Origin of the sequence: Avibacterium sp. 21-594, from assembly GCF_026226815.1 — a bacterium.
Classification (GTDB): domain Bacteria; phylum Pseudomonadota; class Gammaproteobacteria; order Enterobacterales; family Pasteurellaceae; genus Avibacterium; species Avibacterium avium.
On the sequence record NZ_JAKKOC010000001.1, the window covers coordinates 1,990,685 to 2,011,059 of the forward strand.

Consider the following 20,375-nt stretch of genomic DNA (forward strand, 5'->3'; position numbering starts at 1 on the left):
ATATACCCAATATACGAAAGTGAAATTCAAGGCGAATAGAAAATCCGCCTTGAATCATTAAAGGATTATTGACTGACCACTTTTAATGGCACAGGGATTTGTGCTTCAACAGCTTCGCCTTTAATCACCTTGTCAGCCGTCTGCACACCTAATGCGCCGATTAACTCTGGTTGTTGGGCAATAGTCGCGGCTAATTTACCGCTTTTTACAGCTTTTACGCCATCATCTGTACCATCAAATCCAACAATTAACACGGATTTATTCGCTGCTTGAACAGCTCGAATTGCACCGAGTGCCATTTCATCATTTTGAGCAAATACCGCTTGCACATTTGGTTGCGCAGTGAGTAAGTTTTCCATTACATTTAAGCCTTTGGTGCGATCAAAATCTGCAGGCTGACTGGCTAATACGTCAAATTTATGTGCTTCTACCGCTTGTTTAAAACCTTCACCACGCTCACGCGCAGCAGACGTTCCAGCAATACCTTCTAATTGAATGACTTTCGCATTATTTCCTAATTTTTCTGCGATGAAATCCCCTGCCATTTTTCCGCCAGCCACATTATCAGAAGCAATATGGCTCACCACTTTACCTTGCGCTGCGCCGCGGTCTAAGGTAATCACAGGAATATTTTTTTGATTTGCCATTCGCACAGCACTCGCTACTGCGGTAGAATCCGTTGGGTTAATCAGTAATACTTTTGCACCACGTACGGTAACATCTTCAACATTCGCCAGCTCTTTCGCTGGATCGTTTTGTGAATCTAAGACTACAAGGTTATAGCCCAATTTATCCGCTTCTTTTTCCGCCCCTTCTTTTAGGGTAACGAAAAACGGATTATCTAAAGTTGAAACGGCTAATGCAATGGTCTCTTTTGCCACCACCGCTTGGCTAACAACCGAACCAAGAATCACTGCGGACGCCAGTAACGTTAATTTTTTCATACACATCTCCTTTCATTAGGTGAGTTTAAGTTAAGCATTTTTTCGACTGAAAAAATGATCGGTAAGTACAGCTGCCAAAATAACGATTGATTTTGCAATCATTTGATAGTAAGAAGAAATATCTAATAAATTCAAGGCATTATTTAAGAACCCAATAATCAGCGCACCAATTAATGTGCCAAAGATACGCCCTTTTCCGCCCATTAAACTTGTACCACCGACAACAACTGCGGCAATCGCATCAAGCTCATAGGAGACACCCGCGGTTGGCTGTGCAGAAGATAATCTTGAAGTCACAATCAATCCTGCAACGGTGGCTAAAAATCCGCTTACTGCATACACGAATATTTTTACTTTATCCACATTAATGCCTGATAAACGGGTTGCCGATTCATTGCCACCTAGGGCATAAATATAACGTCCCATTGGGGTATGTTTTAAGATATACCAAGCAACAAGGAAAATAATTGCCATTAACCAAATTGGGAAAGGAATATTGAATAAATACCCTGTTCCAAGGAAAGAAAATTGATCTGCCACATCAGAAAAACCCAGACTGATTGGTCGCCCATCGGTATAAACCATTGTTACGCCACGCAATAAGGTCATTGTTACCAAGGTAGCAATGAAAGCCTGAACTTTACCTTTCGCGATAATCACTCCGCTGATGCCACCTAATAATGTGCCACAGAGCAAAACAAGGGGAATCACAATGAAAATAGATAAATCAAGGTTCACCAGTGAGGCAGCAATCGCGCCAGTTAATGCCAATACCGATCCTACTGAAAGATCGATCCCAGCAGTTAAAATCACAAAGGTCATTCCCACTGCGATAATGGCATTGACTGAGGTTTGACGCAAAATATTCAGCAAATTATCCATTGTGAAAAAATTCGGATTAATGCTAGAAACAATTACAATCAAGGCAATTAAAGCCAAAATTGAACGTTGCTCAATCAGGAAATTTTTTAATTTTGTTGTTGTCATAATTTATCCTTTTAATGCTGTTGCGTGATAGCGGCGGTTAAGAGCTTTTCTTGGCTCACTTCTTCACGCAAGAATTCACCGCGAATTTCGCCATTATTCATCACCAAAACGCGATCACTCATACCAATAATTTCTGGCATATCGGAAGAAACCACGATAATGCTCATTCCTTCTTCTTTAAACTTATTGATTAACTGATAAATTTCCTTTTTTGCTCCCACATCAATACCACGAGTTGGCTCATCTAAGATTAAGACATCAGGCCGTGTCATCAACCCTTTGGCAATCGCCACTTTTTGCTGATTACCGCCTGATAACAAACCGATCGTTTGATCCATTGAAGGCGTTTTCACATTAAACAGTAGAATAAAATCATTGACGGTCATTTTTTCAGCTCGGTGATCGATCGCCCCATTCTTAGTGAGCTGCTTTAATGCGGTGAGTGTCATATTTTCTTTAATTGACATTCCCAACACTAAACCATCACCTTTACGATCTTCAGAAATATACACAATGCCATTATTTAAGCCATCTTGCGGGGAGCGAATCGTCAAAGCACGATTATGTAGAAAAATCTCACCGCTCTTTTTCGGTAACGCGCCATAAATGAGTTTCATCAATTCTGTTCTGCCTGCCCCCATTAAACCTGACACGCCAAGAATTTCGCCGCGATTTAACTGAAAAGACACGTTATTAACGCCCTGCCCGGTCAAATTTTGCACGCGTAATACTGGCTCACCAATAGGGCTATCAAGATGGGGATATTGTTCTTCCAGCTTTCTGCCCACCATTAGTTCAATAAGCTGTTCTTCATTAATGGCGGAAAGCTCACTTTCTGCTATAAACTCGCCATCGCGTAAAATAGTAACATCATCACAAATGGTAAAAATATCTTGCATTCGATGAGAGATAAATACGATCCCACAACCTTCCGCCTTCAATTCTCGAATGACGTCAAACAGGGCTTGAGTTTCAGAATCGGTTAAAGCATCAGTTGGCTCGTCCATAATAATCACCTTGGCATCAAAACTTAATGCTTTGGCGATTTCAATCATTTGCAACTCACCTAAGGAAAGTTTTGCGACAGGTGTTGAAGGGTGATGTTTGACTTTCAAACGTTGCAGTAATTTTGCGGATTCTTCCGTCATTTTAGCCCAATCAATACCGCCAAATTTATGGGTAAACTCTCGCCCTAAGAAAATATTTTCGGCAATGGTTAAATTAGGAATAATATTGAGTTCTTGATGAATAATACTGATTCCCGCTAACTGAGAAAATTTCGGATTTTTATACCGCACTTTCTCTCCGTGAAAATAAATCTCTCCGCTATCTTGCTGATAAATCCCGGTGAGAATTTTCATCAAGGTTGATTTGCCTGCGCCATTTTCGCCCATTAATGCCATCACTCGCCCCGCATAAACGGACAGGCTTGCATTATGCAATGCACGCACGCCGGGGAAGGATTTACAAATGTTGTCTAATCTTAAAATGGGTTTCATCACGCCCCCTTAAAATGGTACACCTGAAACAAGAATGATATTGGCATAAGGCGTACATTCGCCCGAACGCACTATAGCTTTGCTCTCTTGGCTCAAGGCTTTAAATTCTTCGTGGGATACATAATCCACTGTAATTTCGTTGTTTTGTTGTCGCGCTAATTGTTCAAGTTTCTGCAATAACGCTTGATGAATGCTCGGATTTTGGCGTTCAATTTCTTTGGCTAAAATCACTCGCTCCACAAAACATTCACCCACTACGGCATCAAAAACCGATAAAAAACTTGGAATCCCGGCACTCAAGGCAAGATCTACGGTTTCCATTCCCATTGGAATGGGTAAGCCTGCATCACAAATTGTTAAAAAATCCGTATGCCCTAGCTGTGCTATTTGTAATGACAGCGGTGCATTCAAAATTCCTGTTTTCTTCATATTGCCTCCCTAAAAACCATATCGAAACGTTTCGATAAAATAAAAATAAAACAACTTAATAAAATTTAAAAGAAAGAATATTTAAATTTGTGAACTAGCTCAAAAAATTTATCTTATCGCCTTAGCAAAACAAGAAAAAATGGAATAATGAATAAAATATTAATGTTAAGGAGAAAAATATGGGCAAAAAAATTATCTTAGATTGCGATCCTGGTCATGATGATGCAATTGCTATGTTATTGGCTTACGGTAATCCCGAGATTGACTTATTAGCCGTTACAACCGTAGTTGGTAATCAAACCTTAGAAAAAGTATCTAATAATGCGCTCGCAATCGCAGAAATTGCAAATATACGAGAAATTCCCTTTGCCAAAGGGGCTGATCGTCCACTTATCCGAGAAGTTGAGATTGCCCCATCAATTCATGGCGAATCTGGATTAGATGGCCCAACTCTCCCTAAACCTAGCCAATCTTTTCATTCTTCACACGCAGTACAACTTATTATTGATTTAGTTATGTCTCACCCCGCTAAAACTATCACGTTAGTGCCCACTGGGGGACTAACCAATATTGCCCTTGCTGCACGTCTTGAGCCTAGAATTATCGAGCGAGTAAAAGAAGTCGTATTAATGGGTGGAGGTTATCACACTGGTAATTGGAGCGCTGTAGCGGAATTTAACATAAAAATTGATCCAGAAGCCGCACACATTGTATTTAGTGCCGGTTGGCCAGTAACCATGGTGGGATTAGATCTGACACACCAAGCACTAGCTACACCAGATATTATTGAGCGTATTGCGCAAATTGGTACTAAACCAGCCCAATTTGTCGTTGAACTATTAGAATTCTTTGGCAAAATGTACAAACAAGCACAGGGCTTTGATGCGCCCCCTGTACACGATCCTTGCGCGGTAGCCTATGTTATTAATCCTAATTTAATTGAAACACAAAAAGTCCCTGTACATATTGAATTGACAGGTACGCATACGTTAGGTATGACAGTCGCAGATTTTCGTTATCCACCTAAACCATGCAATACTCAAGTTGCTACGAAATTAGATCGCGAAGGCTTTTGGGATTTGGTAATTGATGCAATTAGACGCTTAGCCTAATAAAAATAGCAGTATTTTGCACCGCACTTTTCTTTTCCCATGTTTTAAAGAAAACGATTGCGAAATGTAAAAAATTCCTTGATTTCTATTTTGAATGTGGTATCAATAACAGCCTTAAAAGCGGAATGCTTAAATCGGATTCAGACAATGACAAAATTTTATTCTCTTATTGGCATTATTATTAACCTCGTGGTGGTGAACACTGCGGGGTTTTGGCTTGCTAACAAATAGAATAAATTTATAACTCAATTTGTATATAGAAAGCCCCTCGCAGAGCCCCTCGAGAGGCTTTTTTTTATAAGTGATTAATCAATGAAGTAGGTGAAAGATGAATGGTGCAAGATTAGTAACAGAATGTTTGAAAGCCCATAATGTTGATGTGGTGTTTGGCTACCCGGGTGGGGCGATAATGCCTGTTTATGATGCCATTTATGATTCAGGGCTTGAACATATTTTATGTCGTAACGAACAAGGAGCAGCGATGGCAGCGATTGGCTATGCCAGAGCAAGCGGGAAAACGGGGGTGTGCATTGCTACCTCAGGCCCAGGTGCGACTAATTTAATCACAGGATTAGGTGATGCGTTAATGGATTCCATTCCTGTGGTGGCTATCACCGGCCAAGTTGCTTCGCCATTGATTGGTACAGATGCCTTCCAAGAAGCCGATGTTCTGGGCTTATCCCTTGCTTGTACGAAGCATAGTTTTATTGTGCAAAGTATTAATGAATTGCCAGAAATTATTGCTAAAGCTTTCCAAATCGCCCAAAGTGGTCGCCCTGGTCCCGTGTTAATTGATATTCCCAAAGACGTCCAATTTGCTGAAACCGATCTCAAACCCTTCACCATTCCTGTTGAAAAACCGACCGCACTTGATCCTGCTGAATTGGAAAAAGCGGTGGAATTATTGAAAAATGCCAAACGCCCTGTGGTGTATGTTGGCGGCGGCGTGGGAATGGCGAACGCGGTGCCTGCCTTGCGTGAATTTTTGGCTGTGAGCGAAATCCCAAGCATTTCAACGCTAAAAGGCTTGGGGGCGATTTTGCCTGATACGCCTTATTATATGGGAATGGTTGGAATGCACGGCACCAAAGCTGCCAATTTAGCGACACAAGAATCGGATTTATTATTGGTGTTCGGGGCAAGATTTGACGATCGAGTAACAGGGAAATTAGACACCTTTGCCCCAAATGCTAAAGTGATTCATTGTGATATTGATGTGGCAGAATTAGGCAAACTACGCCGTCCTGACGTGGCATTGCGTGGCGATCTCAGCGAAATTTTCCACGCCCTCACGGTGAAGTTGGATCTTGCGGATTGGCATAAGGAAATTAATCAATTAAAACAACAATTTGATTTCCGTTATGCAGAAAATCACGGCAACCAACCAATTAATCCTTGGTGGTTAATCCACAGCGTTTCACAACAGAAAGATAAAAACGCCATTGTTACCACGGACGTGGGGCAACATCAAATGTGGTCGGCTCAGCATATGCAACATTATGCGCCTGAAAATTTCATCACCTCCGCAGGCTTCGGCACAATGGGCTTTGGCTTGCCCGCAGCGATTGGGGCGAAAAAAGCCCGTCCACAAGATGAAGTGATTTTGGTAACGGGCGATGGTTCATTAATGATGAATGTGCAAGAACTCGGCACAATTAAACGAGCGAAAACACCAATCAAAATAATTTTGCTGGATAACCAACGCTTAGGAATGGTGCGTCAGTGGCAAACCCTGTTTTTCCAAGCGCGCCATAGTAATACGATTTTAGATGATAACCCTGATTTCGTTACCCTCGCCTCAGCCTTTGGCATTCAAGGGGAACGCATTGAACGGGGCGAGGAAGTGCAGGCGGCGTTAGACCGTTTGTTCGCGAGCGAAGGGGCGTATTTATTACATATTTGTATCCCTGCAGAAGAAAACGTATGGCCACTTGTGCCACCCAATGCGTGCAATGTGGATATGTTAGAACAATAATGGAATAAAAAGTGGGGAAATTATGCAACAATATCAATTAGTTATTACAGCGAATCGCCGCCCAGAAACCTTAGAGCGTTTATTGCGTGTGGTGCGTCATCGTGGCTTTGAAGTGGTTTCATTACACAGCGAAACGCAAGAAAAAACGCTCCATTTACAGCTCAAGGTGCAAAGTGAAAGAGCGGTTGAATTGCTTATTAATCAATTAGTTAAATTGCCCGACGTGCTAGATTTACACTAAGTTTATTGTTGGGCGGAATGTTCGCCCGCAAACACAAATTATAATATTAATAAAGTTTGGAGAGATTATGCCTAAATTACGTTCCGCGACCAGCACACAAGGTCGCAATATGGCAGGGGCGCGCGCATTGTGGCGTGCCACAGGAATGAAAGAAAATGATTTTGGTAAGCCAATTATCGCCGTAGTCAATTCTTTCACCCAATTTGTACCGGGCCACGTTCACCTAAAAGATATTGGACAATTAGTGGTGCAACAAATTGAGCAAGCCGGCGGTGTAGCGAAAGAATTTAACACCATTGCCGTTGATGATGGTATCGCAATGGGACACGGCGGAATGCTGTATTCCTTGCCTTCTCGCGATTTAATCGCCGACAGTGTGGAATATATGGTAAATGCTCATTGTGCAGACGCAATGGTGTGTATTTCTAACTGCGATAAAATCACCCCGGGAATGTTGATGGCCGCGCTGCGCTTGAACATTCCAACAATTTTTGTTTCTGGCGGCCCGATGGAAGCGGGAAAAACCAAACTTTCTGATCAAATCATCAAGTTAGATTTGGTGGACGCTATGGTGCAAAGTGCGGATAAAAATGTGTCAGATTCTGATGTAGAAGCCATTGAGCGTTCAGCCTGCCCAACTTGTGGTTCTTGTTCAGGAATGTTCACCGCAAACTCAATGAACTGTTTAACTGAAGCCTTAGGCTTAAGCCTGCCGGGTAACGGTTCTTGCTTGGCAACCCACAAAGATCGTAAACAGTTATTCTTAGATGCAGGCAAACAAATTGTTGAACTTTGCCAAAAATATTATCAGCAAGATGATGAATCCGTATTGCCACGTTCCATTGCTACTAAGCCTGCGTTTGAAAATGCAATGAGCTTAGATATTGCAATGGGTGGCTCAACCAATACCGTATTGCATTTATTGGCAGCGGCGCAAGAAGCGGAAGTGGATTTTACTATGGCAGACATTGACAGACTTTCTCGCCGTGTGCCTTGTTTAAGCAAAGTGGCGCCGAACACCGCCAAATATCATATGGAAGATGTACATAGAGCGGGTGGAATTATGGCAATTTTAGGCGAGTTAGATCGTGCAGGATTGCTTGATAACCAAACTCGCACCGTATTAGGGCTAAGTTTGGCTGAGCAAATTGCCAAATACGACATTATGCTCACTCAAGATGAAGCCATTCGTGAATTCTATCGTGCTGGGCCTGCGGGTATTCGCACCACTCAAGCCTTCTCACAAGATTGCCGTTGGGACAGCCTTGATGACGATCGCGAGAACGGTTGTATTCGTAGTAAAGCCTTTGCTTATAGCCAAGACGGCGGATTAGCAATGCTTTCCGGCAATATCGCCTTGGACGGTTGTATTGTAAAAACCGCAGGGGTAGATGAATCTATCTTAAAATTCACCGGCAAAGCCATTGTTTTTGAAAGCCAAGAAGATGCGGTAAACGGTATTCTCGGCGGCAAAGTGCAAGCGGGACACGTTGTGGTTATCCGCTACGAAGGACCAAAAGGTGGGCCGGGTATGCAAGAAATGCTTTACCCAACCAGCTATTTAAAATCAATGGGCCTAGGCAAAGCCTGTGCCTTATTAACGGACGGGCGTTTTTCGGGCGGCACATCGGGGCTTTCCATAGGGCATTGCTCGCCAGAAGCCGCAGCAGGCGGGACAATCGGCTTGGTGAAAGACGGCGATACCATTGAGATCGACATTCCAAATCGTTCAATTCAATTAATGGTGAGTGATGAAGAATTGAGCGTACGCCGAGCAGAGCAAAATGCCAAAGACTGGAAGCCTGTAAATCGTCAGCGTGAAGTGTCTTTCGCACTCAAAATGTACGGCTATTTCGCCACTTCTGCTGATAAAGGTGCAGTGCGAGATCGTTCCAAATTAAGCGACTAAATAAAATGACCGCACGATGCAAATCAAAGTGCGGTCGTTTTTTCGCAGATTTTTATAATTTCTGCCTAACTTTAGGCATACAAGGAAAGCAAAATGCAAAAAATGCTAAAACAGCATATTAAATTTTTCACCAGTTTGATCTTGGTGGTTCTCTCTTTTATGGCATTTTGCCTGCTCTCGCAAGGCGATATTAGTACCGATCTCATTTATTCTTGGGATATGGGAATGAGCTTATATTTATTTTGGACATTTTGGACTATTCGCCAACAACATCGCCACCGTGAACAAATGACCGCGATACTTCAAGAACGTCAAACTGGCACAAAAGCAATGTTTTTAATTGTAAGTGTGATTATTATCGCCTGTATCGTGGCATTGGTTCGCTTAGTGAGCATTGCACAAAATCTCCCGCCAATGGAAAAAGCCTGGCATATCACTTTGGCGATTATTTCCATTTTCCTTTCTTGGTTGGTTATCCATATTCTGTTTGCGATTCGTTACGCCCATTTATTCTATCACGCGAAAGTCAGCGGCGACCCAATGCCACTGCAAATTCCGCAAAGTAACGGGCAAAATGGCTATCAAACCGAGCCAAATTACTATGATTTTATCTACACCGCCTTGATTATCGGCACATCAGCACAAACGGCCGATGTGATGTTTTCTTCAAGAGCGGGGAGAATTTTGGGCGGAATTCACAGCATTGTCGCCTTTATTTTCAACGTAACCGTGCTTTCCTTATTAATTAACATTATTTCTGGTTTTATTTAAGGATAATAAAATGACAACCCTTGCATTTAACAATCCAACCCCAAGCGGAGATGATTATTTAAAAACCATTTTGAAACTGGGATCTGTGGTGTATCAAGCCGCGCAAACAACCCCCTTACAGCCAATGGATAAACTTTCCGCGAGGCTGCACAATCAGGTTTTAATTAAGCGTGAAGATCGCCAGCCTGTGCATAGCTTTAAATTGCGTGGCGCTTATGCAATGATCGCCGCCTTAAATGATGAACAACGCCAAGCTGGCGTGATTGCGGCCTCTGCGGGCAACCACGCGCAGGGCGTGGCGCTATCCGCCAAATTACTGGGCTTGAAAGCATTAATCGTGATGCCACAGAATACACCGAGCATTAAAGTAGATGCCGTGCGCCGTTTTGGGGGCGAAGTGCTACTTTACGGCGCAAACTTTGATGAAGCCAAAGGCAAGGCAATTGAACTTTCTAAAAGTAAAAATATGACGTTTATTCCCCCTTTCGATCACCCTTTAGTGATCGCAGGGCAAGGGACATTGGCGCTTGAATTGTTACAACAATCGTCCAATATCGACCGCGTTTTTGTGCCAGTGGGCGGGGGCGGCTTAGCCGCAGGGGTTGCAGTGCTAATCAAACAATTAATGCCAGAAATTAAAGTAATCGGCGTGGAAAGCAAAGATTCCGCCTGCCTGTATCACGCCTTAAAAGCTGGGCAACCAGTGGATTTAGAGCGAGTGGGGTTATTTGCCGATGGCGTGGCAGTAAAACGTATTGGCGATGAAACTTTCCGCTTATGCCAGCAATATCTTGATGATGTGGTGCTAGTGGACGGCGATGAAATTTGTGCCGCAATGAAAGATATTTTTGAAAATGTACGTGCAATTGCTGAGCCGTCAGGGGCGGTTTCGCTGGCTGGGCTAAAAAAATACGTCAAAGAAAATAATATTCAAGGAGAAACCTTGGTGAATATTTTATCGGGCGCCAACTTGAATTTCCACACATTGCGTTATGTGTCTGAGCGTTGCGAAATTGGTGAAAAACACGAAGCAATGCTTGCGGTAACCATTCCTGAAGAAAAAGGCAGCTTCTTGCGTTTCTGCCATTTGCTTGGCGATCGCGCTGTTACGGAATTTAACTACCGCTATGCAGATCAAGCGCAAGCCTGTATTTTTGTCGGGGTGAGAATTCGCGGTGAAGATGAGAAAAATGAAATCATCGCGCAGTTGCAACAACAGGGCTATTCCGTGATGGATCTGTCTGATGATGATGTGGCAAAAACTCATATTCGCTATATGATCGGCGGACGCTCATCAAGCAAGGCGAAAGAACGTTTATACAGCTTTGAGTTTCCAGAACAAAAAGGTGCGTTACTTAAATTCCTCGAAATGCTTGGCACGCACTGGAACATCTCACTGTTCCACTACCGCGCTCACGGCGCAGACTACGGCAATGTGCTTGCAGGCTTCCAATTAGATGAAAACGATGAAATTCGCTTCAACAGCCATCTCGAAGAACTCGCCTACACCTATCAAGATGTAACAGATAGCCCAGCGTATAAGTATTTTTTAGGGTAAGTTAAAACCCAAAAAGAAAAACCACGGCAACGAAAGTGCGGTGGTTTTTTTATTATTTTTTAATAAAAAATCTGCTCTTTAAAAAACTTAACTTTAAAGAGCAGATTAAAATAGAATATTTAAATCAAACAATAAATTATTTTAACGCGTCTTTTAATGCTTTACCAGCAACGAACGCAGGTACTTTAGATGCTGGGATTTGGATTTCCGCACCAGTTTGTGGGTTACGTCCTGTGCGTGCTTTACGCTCACTTACTTTGAATGTACCGAAGCCGATTAGCTGAACAGCATCACCCGCTTTTAAGCTTGCTTCAATTGCAGCTAGAGTTGCTTCTAACGCTGCTTTAGCTTGTTTTTTGTTTAATTCTGCAGCACTTGCAATTGCATCAATTAAATCCGTTTTGTTCATAAATTAGTACCTTCTTTATTTCAATTACATTAATAAAACTTGAATATTTTTCACTGAAAAGATCCAAGCCCTGACAATAAGAAAACTGCATATACAGCGTGCTTAAGGATAGATCAAGTTGTGCATAAATTAAAGCGATAAATAGCAAAAATGTAATCTAAATCACATTATTGACTAATTTCTATACCAATATTTGAGATTCCTTCTGCGCGAATTTCATTTTTAAGCGCTAAAATCAAGGAAACATCGCGTTCTTCGCACTCTCGCAGCGCACGGTAGATCTGCCATTGCACATCTAATTCTTGTTCAATTTCTTCACTTGCTTTGAGTTCTTGCTCGGATAATTCGCGGTCTAAATTAGTTTCCAATAATCCGATAACGGTTTGCAAAGAAATCAAACTCACTTGCACGGCGTGTTCTAAGGTTTCGCCTGCAATTAGGCTATGCAATAATTCAGAAAGTGCTTCGCACGCTTCAATCGCGGGTACAACGCCGTAAAAATCATAATTGTTCACATCAGGGATAATCGCCTCAAATTTTTCGAGCTGATTATCAAAATTGATGTGGGCATCTTTCACGGTTAAATATTCCCAGGTTAAATTCAGAATATTTTGATAAATTCGGCTTTGCGCGGGTTGTTCCGTAACTTGGCAAAAAAGCTGAAAATTCGGCAACATTCGTTCACATAGGCACGCCATAAAAGTGATATGCTGCCAACTTGCTAAATGTTCTAAGCGTTTATGAATAGGATTACGCATTGTTTGCCCTTATTTATGATAAGACTGAGAATAATGATGAATCGCATCAACGAAAATCTTCGGACTGATTTCAGGTACATCTTGATGAATACCATGACCAAGATTAAAGATATGCCCGCTTCCTTCACCAAAATCCGCCAAAATTGACCGCACTTCTTGTTCAATGCGTTCAGGAGAAGCATAAAGCACGGAAGGATCCATATTACCTTGTAGCGCCACTTTATGCCCGATACGTTTTTTCGCATCTGCAAGATCCACTGTCCAATCTAAGCCAACCGCATCACAGCCTGTATTGGCAATATTTTCTAACCATAAGCCGCCACCTTTGGTAAAGAGGGTCACTGGCACTTTGCGTCCTTCATTATGCCGAATGAGATTTTCCACAATTTTCTGCATATATTGCAGCGAAAACTCAAAGTATTCACGATGAGCTAGCACACCGCCCCAAGTATCAAAAATCATTACCGACTGCGCTCCCGCTTTGATTTGTGCGTTGAGATAAAGAGCGACCGCATCGGCAAGTTTATCTAATAATAAATGCAAAGTTTCTGGCTCGGCATAGAGCATTTTTTTGATTTTGGTGAAGGCTTTGCTGCTCCCACCCTCAACCATATAGGTGGCAAGCGTCCAAGGGCTGCCAGAAAATCCAATTAACGGCACTTCGCCTTTGAGTTCACGGCGAATGGTTCGCACCGCATTCATCACATATTGCAATTCTTGTTCAGGATCAGGAATCGGCAAATTTTCCACCGCACTTCTATTTTCTATTGGATGGGCAAATTTTGGTCCTTCCCCAGCCCCAAAGCTCAAACCTAGCCCCATTGCATCTGGAATAGTGAGAATATCAGAAAACAAAATTGCAGCGTCCAAATTATAACGGCGTAAAGGTTGTAGCGTAACCTCACAAGCCAGCTCGGCATTACGACAAAGGGACATAAAATCCCCTGCTTGCGCACGTGTGGCTTTATATTCTGGTAAATAACGCCCTGCTTGACGCATCATCCATACTGGGGTCATATCCACTGGTTCACGCAGAAGCGCACGTAAATAACGATCATTTTTTAATTCAGACATCTTAACTTCCTTTATTTTTCTACCGCACTTTTATCATCAGCGGCACAAAGTGCCAGTGTGGCATTAATTAACTTCAACGCAATAGTGCCTTGCGGTGGCAAATTTGGCAAGGGTTTATCATAATCAAACCACTGTGCATCTTGAATCTCTGTCTCTTGCACACGAATCTCCCCCGAAACATAATCAGCTAAAAACCCCACCATTTGAGAATTAGGAAATGCCCAAGGCTGGCTACCAAAATAGCGAATATTTTTTACCTTGATTCCCGTTTCTTCAAACACTTCACGTTTTACCGTTTGCTCAAAACTCTCCCCCGCTTCCACAAAGCCCGCCAAGGTAGTGTACATTTTTTCTTGTTGATGACGCTGATGATTAGCGAGCAAAATCTGCCTACCACGGCGAACTGCCACAATAATCGAAGGGCAAATCACGGGATAAGTGCGGTATCCACAGGCAGAATTTTCACACTGTACGGCCAATTCTTCTTTTGTCATTTCCATTTTTGAACCGCACTTCCCACAAAAACGATGGGTTTTCAGAAAATGATTAATCTCCACGCCACGATTAAGCAAATTAAATTGTACTTCTGGCAAATGAAGCTGGCTACGCAATGAAGCATATCCTCGACCATCGTCCTGCTCTGCTCTCTGGTCTTCTTCCCGCTCTGCAACAAGCCAAAGCGGTGCGCCATTCCAACGCCCGATTTCCATCACCAAACGCCCCGTCAATTGGAAATCTTCCGCCTTTCCTTCGGGCAATTTTCCCTCGATAAGAAAAATATTCGATCCTTGGGTTAAAAGCCAAGCACCTTGTGTTGTTGGTTCAACAGGTCGCATTGAAAAACTCATAAAAATTTCACCGCACTTTGGTTTTGGTTGTTTAAGATTTGGGGCCATTTTACAGGGTTACGCTCATTTTGCTATGAAAAATACATTTTCTTACGCAGTTAATAAGCACCTGTTTTTTCAAATACAACTCTTGCTGTTTTAAATAAAATTGTTATGTCATTCCAAATTGACCAATTTCTTACATACCAAGCATCGTAATAAACCCTTGTGGAATAATCAATATTATTTCTTCCACTAATTTGCCATAGCCCCGTCATTCCAGGACGAGTCATCAAATAATAATCTAACTCATCTCTATATCTTATTAATTCTTGGCGAACAATTGGACGAGGGCCAACTAAACTCATATCACCTTTAAGCACATTAAATAACTGTGGCAGCTCATCTAAACTTGTCTTACGCAGAAAATGGCCTATTTTGGTGATTCTAGGATCATTTTTTAATTTAAAATCTTTTTCCCACTCAGCCCTGGCTTCAGGATTGTTTTTTAATAAATTACGCAACACTTCATCAGAATTAAGAACCATTGTTCTAAATTTTAAACAACCAAAAACTTTTTTATTCATTCCAACACGCTTATGCGCATAGATTGCTTTCCCACCATCTTTTGCCACAAGATAATATAACCATAATAAAAAAGGTGAAAGTACAATAACTAAAGATAAGGAAATAAAAATATCCATTGCTCTTTTTAAGATTCTAGAGCTACGTTTAGCTAACCTATTCTGTACACGCAATAACATAACTTCGTGACTAAAAATAAAGGAAATATCCGTGTTATACAACGGCAATCCCTTTAAACTCGGCACAATAGAAATGGCTCGACAATGGTGCTTTGCTAGCAGCCGAACCCAATAATCCAGTTCATCAGCTTGATTTTCTTCCAATGCCAAAATAAATTGGGTAGTATCCTTATCTACCAAAGAAAATAAATTATGTTTATCAGGATATAAAATAGGAATATTTAAATGCTTCAAATACTTATTAAAAGAATCACCAGATGAAGCATTCACATCAATAAAATACTTCACATCAGCCCCTAAGAAAAATTCACTCTTAATAGCTTGATAAGCTTCTACCGCATTTTCTTGCGTACCAATAATAACTGTTTCTTTTCTATACTTCCCATTTTTTATTAAAATAAATTTTACTATAAAACGAACTAGGGGGAATAATAAAAATATACTCCCCCACATCAGCATAAAGAAAGTACGAGAAAAGGTAAGTTTTAAGAATGCAATCAGGGATAATTCAATGATACAAAACAAAAATAATGTATATATTACTTCTCTTAACTCAACCCAGAACGTTTTTCTATAGGTATAATGTCTTAACTTTAGCCAAAACCATAAAATACAGAAAAAAGTAATAAAAAAATGTATAAATGATTGCTTATAAATAGAATAATTAGGAATTAATGAAGTTACATTAGGATAAAAAATGTTTACCAAACACAATACGAGAAAAAAAGGAACAAAAACCGAACAAAAATCAAGCAGCATAAAGGTTGCTTTATAGTAAAAATCTTTTTTTTGCATTAATGGATGCCTCAACTCAAAGAAGTCTGTACGATTATATTATCGCACCACACAAAAAGCAAAGCGCTCTCCTTATTCTTGCTAGACATTTAGAGAAACAGTAGAATAGCTACAAAAAACTAAGAGTGATCGATATGAAAATTTTAGTTACTGGAGGCGCTGGTTTTATTGGTTCAGCGCTTGTTCGCCATGTCATAAAAAACACTTCACATAGCGTTATTAATGTGGATAAACTCACTTATGCTGGGAACCTTGAGTCACTTGATGAGATTTCGGATAATGCTCGCTATGCTTTTGAACAAGTAGATATCTGTGATCTTATCTCATTACAAAAGGTTTTACAAAAGCACCAACCTGATGCAGTAATGCATTTAGCAGCAGAAAGCCATGTTGATCGCTCTATTGACGCTCCAGCCGCCTTTATTGAGACAAATATTGTTGGCACTTACACGCTGTTGGAGGCAGTAAGGCAATACTGGTCAGCAATGCCCGAAAACCAAAAGCAAGATTTTCGTTTTCATCACATTTCTACAGATGAAGTGTATGGAGATTTGCATAATACAGATGAATTATTCACAGAAACAACGCCTTATGCACCAAGTAGTCCATATTCAGCATCAAAAGCCTCAAGTGATCATTTAGTGCGAGCTTGGCATCGCACATTTGGATTGCCTACAATTATAACCAATTGTTCAAATAATTATGGTCCCTACCATTTTCCAGAAAAACTAATTCCTTTGATGATTCTGAATGCCCTAGATGGCAAACCATTACCGGTTTATGGTGATGGTCAACAAATCCGAGATTGGCTGTTTGTTGAAGATCACGCTCGCGCACTCTACAAAGTAGTGACAGAAGGCCAAATTGGAGAAACCTATAATATTGGTGGACATAATGAAAAAACCAATTTAGAGGTTGTTAAAACTATCTGCGAATTATTAGAGGAGCTTGCACCGAATAAACCTGAAGGTGTAACTCATTATTCTGATTTAATTACCTTTGTGACAGATCGACCAGGACATGACTTACGTTATGCTATTGACGCTAGCAAAATAGGAAAAGAACTAGGTTGGTATCCTGAAGAAACTTTCGATACGGGCTTACGTAAAACTGTAAAATGGTATCTCAATAATTCTAAATGGTGGAAAAGAGTCTTAGATGGTTCCTATAATTTAGAACGTTTAGGTTCCAAAAGTTTATAAGGGTAAAATAGATGAAAGGAATTATTTTAGCAGGGGGATCTGGTTCGCGTCTCTACCCTATTACTCGTGGTGTATCGAAACAGTTATTACCTGTTTATGATAAACCAATGATTTATTATCCTCTTTCTGTACTAATGCTAGCAGGAATTAGAGATATTCTAATCATCACGACACCTGAAGATAACGAAAGCTTTAAACGACTTTTAGGTGACGGGGGTGATTTTGGGATAAAGCTTAAATATGCAGTACAACCTAGTCCAGATGGATTGGCACAAGCCTTTCTAATTGGAGAAGAATTTATAGGTAATGATCGCTGTTGCTTAGTTTTGGGTGATAATATCTTCTATGGTCAACATTTCAGTCCACTCCTTTATCAGGCAAGAGAACAGCAATCTGGGGCAACGGTATTCGGCTATCAAGTAAAAGACCCCGAGCGTTTTGGGGTTGTGGAATTTGATGCAAATTTCAAAGCCTTATCAATGGAAGAAAAACCAGAACATCCAAAATCCAATTGGGCAGTAACTGGACTTTATTTTTATGATAATCGTGTTGTGGATTTTGCAAAACAAATTAAGCCTTCTGCGAGAGGGGAATTAGAAATTACTACCTTAAATCAAATGTACTTGGAAGATGGTTCATTAACAGTGCAGCTATTAGGTCGTGGATTCGCTTGGCTAGATACTGGCACATATGAAAGTCTACATGAAGCATCTTCTTTCATTCGTACAATAGAGAATATTCAAGCTCTCCAAATTGCTTGCTTAGAAGAAATCGCTTGGCGTAATGGTTGGCTAACAACAGAACAGTTAATTCAACTTGCCACTCCGATGAAAAAAAATCGCTATGGTCAATATTTATTACATTTAATTGGAGAGCAATAATCATGCCTCGGATTCTAGTTACTGGAAGCAATGGACAAGTAGGTCAATGCTTAGTTGAACGATTGAAAGATAAAGTAGATTTACTTGCCCTTGATCGTGATCAACTAGATATAACCGATATAAAAGCGGTAAATCATACAATTAAACAATTTAGACCGGATGTTGTGATTAATGCAGCTGCATATACTGCAGTAGATAAAGCTGAATCAGATCAAGAAATGGCTAAATTGATCAATGTTAATGGAGTGAAAAATCTAGCCATTGCTTGCGAAGAAATATCTGCTGCTTTATTGCATATTTCTACAGATTATGTTTTTGATGGCAATAAAAATCTTATGTATGCATATACAGAAGAAGATGAGACAAACCCTCAAAGTGTCTATGGGAAAACTAAATTACAAGGTGAAATAGTAGCCCAGAAATATTGCCAAAAAACAATTATTTTACGAACCTCTTGGGTCTTTTGTGAATACGGTAATAACTTTGTTAAGACAATGCTGCGCTTAGCAAAGACGCATAATGAGTTAGGTATTGTGTCCGATCAATTTGGCTCTCCTACATATGCCGGAGATATTGCTAATGCACTAATCAAAATTTCAGATACTATCATTGCCGAAAAAAATATTTCCTACGGAGTTTACCATTTCTCTGGTTATCCTTATGTAAATTGGTTTGAATTTGCTCAAACTATTTTTACTATTGCATCTCAAAAAAATCTATTGCATCATATACCTCAAATAATCCCCATTAGTACTGAAAAGTACTTTACAAAAGCCAAAAGACCAATGAATTCTAAATTGAAGAATAGTAAGATAAAAAAACAATTTGATATACTACCAAGTAACTGGCAAAATGGATTAGAAGATATTCTAAAATACAGTTAATTATAAAAATTTATCATGGAAATTATTAATACAGCCATTGCTGATGTCAAGATCCTAAATCCTAAAGTTTTTAGTGATGATCGTGGTTATTTTATGGAAACCTTTCGGGATCGATGGTTTAAAAAAAATGTATGTAATCGGACTTTTGTTCAGGAAAATCATTCAAAATCAACTAAAGGTGTGCTAAGAGGTCTACATTATCAGACAAAGAACCCCCAAGGAAAGTTAGTAAGAGTTATCGCAGGAGTAATTTTTGATGTTGCTGTAGATCTTCGTAAAAACTCACCAACTTTTGGTAAATGGGTAGGTGAAATTTTATCAGCTGAAAATAAAAGGCAGTTGTGGATACCTGAAGGATTTGCCCATGGTTTTTATGTTTTAAGTGATGAAGCTGAATTTGTGTATAAGTGTACTGACTATTATAATCCTAACGCTGAACACTCCTTAATTTGGAATGACCCTACTATAGGCATTGAATGGCCCATAATTGGAGAACCTAATTTATCAAATAAAGATTTATTAGGTAACTATCTTAATAAAGCAGTTCTATTTGAGTAAAAGTATTTTAAATATGATAAAAAAAGAGATTTCAGAAATCTATCGTTATAGAGAACTATTAAAACAACTAATAATAAAAGATATCAAACTAAAATATAGACGTAGTTATCTTGGCTATATTTGGAGCATTTTAAATCCACTCATGATGATGCTTGTTTTAGTGATTATCTTTTCTAGTTTATTTAGGTTTGATGTCCCAAATTACCCTGTATATTTACTAACTGGTCAAGTGTTATTTAATTTTGTTGCGGAAGCAACAAATATGTCTGTTTCCTCAATTACCGGAAATGGGGCATTGCTCAAAAAAACTTATGTACCTAAAGCAATATTTCCGATAGCTAGAGTAACCAGTTCTCTGGTTAATTTATTGTTTTCTCTACTTGCATTAGCATTAGTCATGCTTATTACCTCTACATCTATATCTTGGCACACGCTATTAATCCCTATAGTCTTTATAGAAGTTTATTTCTTCACTTTAGGGCTTAGCTTATTATTAGCAAGCAGTGCAGTATTTTTTCGAGATATACAATACTTGTGGGGAGTACTAATTTCTATCTGGTTATATATGACCCCAATATTTTACCCTGTATCAATTATTCCTGATGAGTATCAGACACTGTACCAAAACCTAAATCCTATGTATGGTTACTTATTACAATTTAGAGATCTTGTTCTATATGCCAAACCACTACCAATGGGGTGGCTCTATCAAGGTTCAATTACTGCTATTATAATATTAGTAATCGGATTATGGTTTTTCAACCGTAAGAAAAATCAATTTATTTTATATATATAACT

Annotated in this window: 20 protein-coding genes; 11 read left to right on the forward strand and 9 right to left on the reverse strand. The window is 40.0% G+C overall.

The window, feature by feature from the left end:
- Positions 1-65: 65 nt before the first annotated feature.
- From rbsB to rbsD, 4 genes are read right to left on the reverse strand one after another with little or no spacing between them, the layout of a single operon-like run.
- Positions 66-944: a ribose ABC transporter substrate-binding protein RbsB gene (gene rbsB, locus L5B76_RS09670; RefSeq protein ID WP_265755240.1), complete on the reverse strand. Its 879-nt coding sequence runs from the start codon at positions 942-944 to the stop codon at positions 66-68.
- A 30-nt stretch (positions 945-974) separates the two neighbouring features.
- On the reverse strand, positions 975-1,931 hold the full coding sequence (gene rbsC, locus L5B76_RS09675) for a ribose ABC transporter permease (RefSeq protein ID WP_265755241.1): 957 nt from the start codon (positions 1,929-1,931) through the stop codon (positions 975-977).
- Between the two features lie 11 nt (positions 1,932-1,942).
- Positions 1,943-3,430, reverse strand: a complete 1,488-nt coding sequence (rbsA, locus tag L5B76_RS09680; RefSeq protein WP_265755242.1) for a ribose ABC transporter ATP-binding protein RbsA — start codon at positions 3,428-3,430, stop codon at positions 1,943-1,945.
- Positions 3,431-3,439: 9 nt separating this feature from the next.
- Positions 3,440-3,859: a D-ribose pyranase gene (gene rbsD, locus L5B76_RS09685; protein ID WP_103852508.1), complete on the reverse strand. Its 420-nt coding sequence runs from the start codon at positions 3,857-3,859 to the stop codon at positions 3,440-3,442.
- Between the two features lie 179 nt (positions 3,860-4,038).
- Between rbsD and uriH the strand changes: the two genes are divergently transcribed.
- The 6 genes from uriH (at position 4,039) to ilvA (ending at position 11,425) form a co-directional block, all read left to right on the forward strand.
- Positions 4,039-4,971 carry a uridine-preferring nucleoside hydrolase UriH gene (gene uriH, locus L5B76_RS09690; RefSeq protein WP_265755243.1) on the forward strand — a complete coding sequence of 311 codons (933 nt, stop codon included), beginning with the start codon at positions 4,039-4,041 and terminating at the stop codon, positions 4,969-4,971.
- 328 nt (positions 4,972-5,299) lie between these two features.
- On the forward strand, positions 5,300-6,946 hold the full coding sequence (gene ilvG / locus L5B76_RS09695) for an acetolactate synthase 2 catalytic subunit (RefSeq protein ID WP_265755244.1): 1,647 nt from the start codon (positions 5,300-5,302) through the stop codon (positions 6,944-6,946).
- Between the two features lie 22 nt (positions 6,947-6,968).
- Positions 6,969-7,187 carry an acetolactate synthase 2 small subunit gene (gene ilvM, locus L5B76_RS09700; protein WP_264244412.1) on the forward strand — a complete coding sequence of 73 codons (219 nt, stop codon included), beginning with the start codon at positions 6,969-6,971 and terminating at the stop codon, positions 7,185-7,187.
- A gap of 67 nt (positions 7,188-7,254) precedes the next feature.
- Complete coding sequence (gene ilvD / locus L5B76_RS09705; RefSeq protein ID WP_265755245.1) at positions 7,255-9,096, forward strand: dihydroxy-acid dehydratase; 1,842 nt, start codon at positions 7,255-7,257, stop codon at positions 9,094-9,096.
- Between the two features lie 93 nt (positions 9,097-9,189).
- The gene (locus L5B76_RS09710; protein ID WP_265755247.1) at positions 9,190-9,867 is read left to right on the forward strand and encodes a DUF1345 domain-containing protein; all 678 of its coding nucleotides are present in this window, start codon (positions 9,190-9,192) and stop codon (positions 9,865-9,867) included.
- 10 nt (positions 9,868-9,877) lie between these two features.
- The gene (gene ilvA, locus L5B76_RS09715) at positions 9,878-11,425 is read left to right on the forward strand and encodes a threonine ammonia-lyase, biosynthetic (protein ID WP_265755249.1); all 1,548 of its coding nucleotides are present in this window, start codon (positions 9,878-9,880) and stop codon (positions 11,423-11,425) included.
- A gap of 136 nt (positions 11,426-11,561) precedes the next feature.
- Here the strand turns inward: ilvA and L5B76_RS09720 are convergent, their stop codons facing one another.
- The 5 genes from L5B76_RS09720 to wbaP form a co-directional block, all read right to left on the reverse strand.
- Entirely contained in the window at positions 11,562-11,834 is a 273-nt protein-coding gene (locus L5B76_RS09720) for an HU family DNA-binding protein (protein ID WP_115248624.1), read from the reverse strand.
- 167 nt (positions 11,835-12,001) lie between these two features.
- Entirely contained in the window at positions 12,002-12,592 is a 591-nt protein-coding gene (locus L5B76_RS09725; protein WP_265755250.1) for a YjaG family protein, read from the reverse strand.
- A gap of 9 nt (positions 12,593-12,601) precedes the next feature.
- A complete protein-coding gene (gene hemE, locus L5B76_RS09730) occupies positions 12,602-13,666 on the reverse strand; it encodes a uroporphyrinogen decarboxylase (protein WP_265755251.1) in 1,065 nt (354 codons plus the stop codon).
- A gap of 11 nt (positions 13,667-13,677) precedes the next feature.
- Positions 13,678-14,502, reverse strand: coding sequence for an NAD(+) diphosphatase (gene nudC, locus L5B76_RS09735; protein WP_265755556.1), 825 nt, complete (start codon positions 14,500-14,502; stop codon positions 13,678-13,680).
- A 110-nt stretch (positions 14,503-14,612) separates the two neighbouring features.
- Complete coding sequence (wbaP, locus tag L5B76_RS09740) at positions 14,613-16,052, reverse strand: undecaprenyl-phosphate galactose phosphotransferase WbaP (protein WP_265755252.1); 1,440 nt, start codon at positions 16,050-16,052, stop codon at positions 14,613-14,615.
- Positions 16,053-16,186: 134 nt separating this feature from the next.
- On the opposite strand from wbaP, the gene rfbB reads away from it, so the two are divergent.
- Genes rfbB through L5B76_RS09765 form a run of 5 tightly spaced genes read left to right on the forward strand, consistent with a single transcriptional unit; the run spans position 16,187 to position 20,373 of the window.
- Positions 16,187-17,254, forward strand: coding sequence for a dTDP-glucose 4,6-dehydratase (gene rfbB / locus L5B76_RS09745; protein ID WP_265755253.1), 1,068 nt, complete (start codon positions 16,187-16,189; stop codon positions 17,252-17,254).
- A gap of 11 nt (positions 17,255-17,265) precedes the next feature.
- On the forward strand, positions 17,266-18,135 hold the full coding sequence (gene rfbA, locus L5B76_RS09750; RefSeq protein ID WP_265755254.1) for a glucose-1-phosphate thymidylyltransferase RfbA: 870 nt from the start codon (positions 17,266-17,268) through the stop codon (positions 18,133-18,135).
- Positions 18,136-18,137: 2 nt separating this feature from the next.
- Positions 18,138-19,019 (forward strand): dTDP-4-dehydrorhamnose reductase, encoded by an 882-nt coding sequence (gene rfbD / locus L5B76_RS09755; protein WP_265755255.1) that lies wholly within the window; start codon positions 18,138-18,140, stop codon positions 19,017-19,019.
- A gap of 15 nt (positions 19,020-19,034) precedes the next feature.
- Positions 19,035-19,577: a dTDP-4-dehydrorhamnose 3,5-epimerase gene (gene rfbC / locus L5B76_RS09760; RefSeq protein ID WP_265755256.1), complete on the forward strand. Its 543-nt coding sequence runs from the start codon at positions 19,035-19,037 to the stop codon at positions 19,575-19,577.
- Between the two features lie 13 nt (positions 19,578-19,590).
- Positions 19,591-20,373, forward strand: a complete 783-nt coding sequence (locus L5B76_RS09765) for an ABC transporter permease (protein ID WP_265755557.1) — start codon at positions 19,591-19,593, stop codon at positions 20,371-20,373.
- Positions 20,374-20,375 lie beyond the last annotated feature (2 nt).

Excerpts from the sequence above, each read along its gene's own strand:
- rfbB (WP_265755253.1), top strand. The coding sequence starts at position 16,187 with ATGAAAATTTTAGTTACTGGAGGCGCTGGTTTTATTGGTTCAGCGCTT.
- uriH (WP_265755243.1), top strand. The coding sequence starts at position 4,039 with ATGGGCAAAAAAATTATCTTAGATTGCGATCCTGGTCATGATGATGCA.
- rbsB (WP_265755240.1), bottom strand. The coding sequence starts at position 944 with ATGAAAAAATTAACGTTACTGGCGTCCGCAGTGATTCTTGGTTCGGTT.
- wbaP (WP_265755252.1), bottom strand. The coding sequence starts at position 16,052 with ATGCAAAAAAAAGATTTTTACTATAAAGCAACCTTTATGCTGCTTGAT.
- ilvG (WP_265755244.1), top strand. The coding sequence starts at position 5,300 with ATGAATGGTGCAAGATTAGTAACAGAATGTTTGAAAGCCCATAATGTT.
- rfbC (WP_265755256.1), top strand. The coding sequence starts at position 19,035 with ATGGAAATTATTAATACAGCCATTGCTGATGTCAAGATCCTAAATCCT.
- rbsA (WP_265755242.1), bottom strand. The coding sequence starts at position 3,430 with ATGAAACCCATTTTAAGATTAGACAACATTTGTAAATCCTTCCCCGGC.
- L5B76_RS09710 (WP_265755247.1), top strand. The coding sequence starts at position 9,190 with ATGCAAAAAATGCTAAAACAGCATATTAAATTTTTCACCAGTTTGATC.
- ilvA (WP_265755249.1), top strand. The coding sequence starts at position 9,878 with ATGACAACCCTTGCATTTAACAATCCAACCCCAAGCGGAGATGATTAT.
- ilvM (WP_264244412.1), top strand. The coding sequence starts at position 6,969 with ATGCAACAATATCAATTAGTTATTACAGCGAATCGCCGCCCAGAAACC.
- rfbA (WP_265755254.1), top strand. The coding sequence starts at position 17,266 with ATGAAAGGAATTATTTTAGCAGGGGGATCTGGTTCGCGTCTCTACCCT.
- L5B76_RS09765 (WP_265755557.1), top strand. The coding sequence starts at position 19,591 with ATGATAAAAAAAGAGATTTCAGAAATCTATCGTTATAGAGAACTATTA.
- L5B76_RS09720 (WP_115248624.1), bottom strand. The coding sequence starts at position 11,834 with ATGAACAAAACGGATTTAATTGATGCAATTGCAAGTGCTGCAGAATTA.
- rfbD (WP_265755255.1), top strand. The coding sequence starts at position 18,138 with ATGCCTCGGATTCTAGTTACTGGAAGCAATGGACAAGTAGGTCAATGC.
- rbsD (WP_103852508.1), bottom strand. The coding sequence starts at position 3,859 with ATGAAGAAAACAGGAATTTTGAATGCACCGCTGTCATTACAAATAGCA.
- ilvD (WP_265755245.1), top strand. The coding sequence starts at position 7,255 with ATGCCTAAATTACGTTCCGCGACCAGCACACAAGGTCGCAATATGGCA.
- nudC (WP_265755556.1), bottom strand. The coding sequence starts at position 14,502 with ATGCGACCTGTTGAACCAACAACACAAGGTGCTTGGCTTTTAACCCAA.
- hemE (WP_265755251.1), bottom strand. The coding sequence starts at position 13,666 with ATGTCTGAATTAAAAAATGATCGTTATTTACGTGCGCTTCTGCGTGAA.
- L5B76_RS09725 (WP_265755250.1), bottom strand. The coding sequence starts at position 12,592 with ATGCGTAATCCTATTCATAAACGCTTAGAACATTTAGCAAGTTGGCAG.
- rbsC (WP_265755241.1), bottom strand. The coding sequence starts at position 1,931 with ATGACAACAACAAAATTAAAAAATTTCCTGATTGAGCAACGTTCAATT.